Genomic DNA, 3,072 nt, shown 5'->3' on the forward strand with positions numbered 1-3,072 from the left:
CGTCACCGACAACTTCTTCGAGCTTGGCGGAGACTCCATCATCTCGCTGCAACTGGTCGGCCGCGCCCGCCAGGCAGGTCTGCTGATCGAGCCGCGCGATGTCTTCCGTCATCAGACGTTGCAGGAGCTGGCGCGAGTTGCGCGCAACGAACCGAAGGAAAGCGATGCTCCGCCCCAAGGAGATCTCGAAGGCAGCGATCATCCGCTGCTGCCGATTCAGGCGCGCTTCTTCAGCGAGGATGCCGGGGAGCGACATCACTGGAATCAGGCCGTCCTGTTGATACCAAAGTCCCGGCTCGATTGGGCCGTCGTGGAGGTCACGGCCGCCGCGATCGTGGCGCATCATGCGGCCTTGCGTCTCAGCTTCGAAGAGATCGAAGGCGTTTGGCGTGCGAGTTATGGCGCTGCATCCGAAGTCTCGGAACTGTTTTGGCATCGAAGCGGGATTCGCGATGCTGCCGACGTCACCGCCGTCGCTTCTGCGGCCCAGGCAAGTCTGTCGCTGACCGGACCGCTTTTGCGCCTGGTTGGAATGGATCTCACTGACGGCAGCCAGCGGCTCCTGTTGGTCGTGCATCATCTTGTTGTCGATGGCGTGTCGTGGCGAGTCCTGCTCGAAGACTTTGCGGCGGCATATGAGCAGATTCAGCAGGGCAAATCGCGCGTTATGTTGGCGCCGAGCCATTCCTATGCGTCGTGGGGTGCGCGGCTACAGGCTTTTGGCCAGACGGAACAATTGGCGGCGGAGCTGCCCTATTGGCTGGAACGGGGAGCGCAGGCGGAACTGCCGTGCGATGACGATGCGGGTATCGATCGCGTTGTCGACGGCGAGGAGGTTTCGCTCGCCTTCGACGCAGAGTTGACCGCGCGCCTGCTGAAGGAAGCGCCATCGGCCTACCGGACACAGGTCAATGATCTGTTGCTCGCGGGGCTTGCGCGAGCAATCGCGCGGTGGAGTGGAATTGAGCAGATCGTTGTTGAACTTGAAGGGCACGGCCGCGAGGATATTTTCGCAGGCGTCGACATTTCCCGGACGGTAGGGTGGTTCACCACGGCTTTCCCCGTGCGTTTGCCGGGCGGGTCGGCGGACGATGCGACGCTGATCAAATCCACCAAGGAAGAGCTCCGGGCGATTCCGGCCCGCGGGCTTGGCTATGGCGTGTTGCGCTATCACGGCACCGAAGCGCAACGTGATGCGCTGGCTCAGCTTTCTGAGCCACGCATCGTTTTCAACTACCTCGGCCAGTTCGATTCCAGTTTTAGTGAGAGCGCCCCGTTCCGGCTTGCGCCCGAGAGCGCCGGACCGGCGCGTAGCAACAGCGCGCCGCTTGGCCGCTGGCTCAGCATCAACGGCCAGGTAAAAGACGGGGAGCTGCGGTTATCGTTCAGCTTTGGCCGGAAGCGCTACCAGCGGAAAACGATCGAGCTATTGGCTGCTTCATATGAGACTGCGGTGCGCGAGCTGGTCGATCACTGCACCAGCGGCGCCTGCGGTCTCACGCCATCGGATGTCGCACTGTCTGGCCTTGGGCAGGGCGAGCTCGATCATCTCGCACTGGAATGGCGTGAGATCGAGGACATTTATCCGCTGTCGCCGATGCAGCAGGGCATGCTGTTCCACACGATGCACGACGGTGAGCGCGAACTTTACGTCAATCAGGTTGCGGCGGAAGTGCGTGGCGTCAATGCCGAAGGGTTACGCCGGGCCTGGCAGGCGGTCAGCGATCGCCATGCGGTTCTAAGAACCGGCTTCGTATGGCGCGGTCTGTCCGGCTCGCCGCAGCAGATTGTCTATCGCCGTGCCGAGGTGCCGTTTGTCGAGGATGACTGGCGCGCGCGAGTTGCCGATTGGGATGAAGCCCAATTGGAGGCTGCGCTGGCCGATGTTTCCCGTCAGGAACAGGCCGCGGGTTTTGACCTGTCGCGGCCGCCTTTGCAGCGGGTGCGGCTGATACGGCTTGGGGACGACCGGCATTGGCTGATCTGGACTCATCATCACATCCTGTTCGATGGCTGGAGTTCGGCGCGTCTGATCTCCGAGGTGATGCAGCATCATGGCGCAGGCCGGCTGCCGGCATTGCAGCATCGCTACCGTGACTACATCGCGTGGTTGCAGAACCGGGCAGGCGAGGTGTCGGCCGCCTTCTGGCGCGATGCGATGGCCAGATTGGATCAGCCGAGCTTTTTGTCCGAACGCGCGGATGCGGGATCGTGCGGCCACGGCGCGCTCACCCGGGAGCTGGACGCGGGGTTGACCGAAAAGCTGCAGCAATTTGCAGCGCGCGAGCGCGTCACGATGAACACGCTGGCGCAGGCCGCATGGGCGCAGTTGCTGCGGCGACATACCGGGCAGAGCGCGGTCTGTTTCGGCGTCACCGTGTCGGGCCGGCCAGCTGAGCTTGCGGGCGCAGACGAGATGATCGGCCTGTTCATCAACACGCTGCCGGTTGTCGACGACGTCGCTCCGCAGCAGAAGGTTGGAGCCTGGCTGCGTGAGCTGCAGGATCACAATCTGGCTTTGCGCGACTTCGGCTGGACACCGCTCTATGAGATTCAGCGTCTCGCCGGGCGTCCCGGACAGCCGCTGTTCGACAGCATCCTGGTGTTCGAGAATTATCCGATCGACCATGCTCTGACGGAGAAAAACCAGCAGGTTCGCGTCGATAAGACCAGGCTTGTCGAGACCAGCAATTATCCGCTGTTCGCGAGCGTCGGTCTCGACAAGCGGTTCCGCCTGACCTTCAACTATCAGCGCAGGCACTTCGACGAGGCGCAGATCGCGCGGCTGCAACATGCCTTTGTGCGCTTGATGGAGGCGTTGAGCGTCGATGCCGATCGGCCGGTCGGCATGATCGCGGATCGTGATCCCGCAGATGATGTCCTGCTCGCCCGCGCCAACAACACCCGATGCGATGAGCCGCGCCGGGGCCTTATCGAGCAATTTGAATCGCAGGTCCGCAGCTGTTGCGACGGGATCGCGCTGGTGTTTGGGGACGAGGCGCTGAGCTATGGAGAGCTGAACGCGCGGGCGAACCGGTTGGCGTGGCGGCTGCGGGATCGCGGGGTTGGAAC

1 protein-coding gene is annotated in these 3,072 nt (G+C 62.9%); it reads left to right on the plus strand.

What is annotated here, in order from left to right:
- Positions 1–3,072 (plus strand): condensation domain-containing protein (locus B2M20_RS18605; RefSeq protein ID WP_244553598.1); only part of this gene is annotated, 3,072 nt, incomplete at both ends.

Origin of the sequence: Nitrobacter vulgaris, assembly GCF_002028545.1 — a bacterium.
In the GTDB taxonomy this organism is placed as follows: Bacteria; Pseudomonadota; Alphaproteobacteria; order Rhizobiales; family Xanthobacteraceae; genus Nitrobacter; species Nitrobacter vulgaris.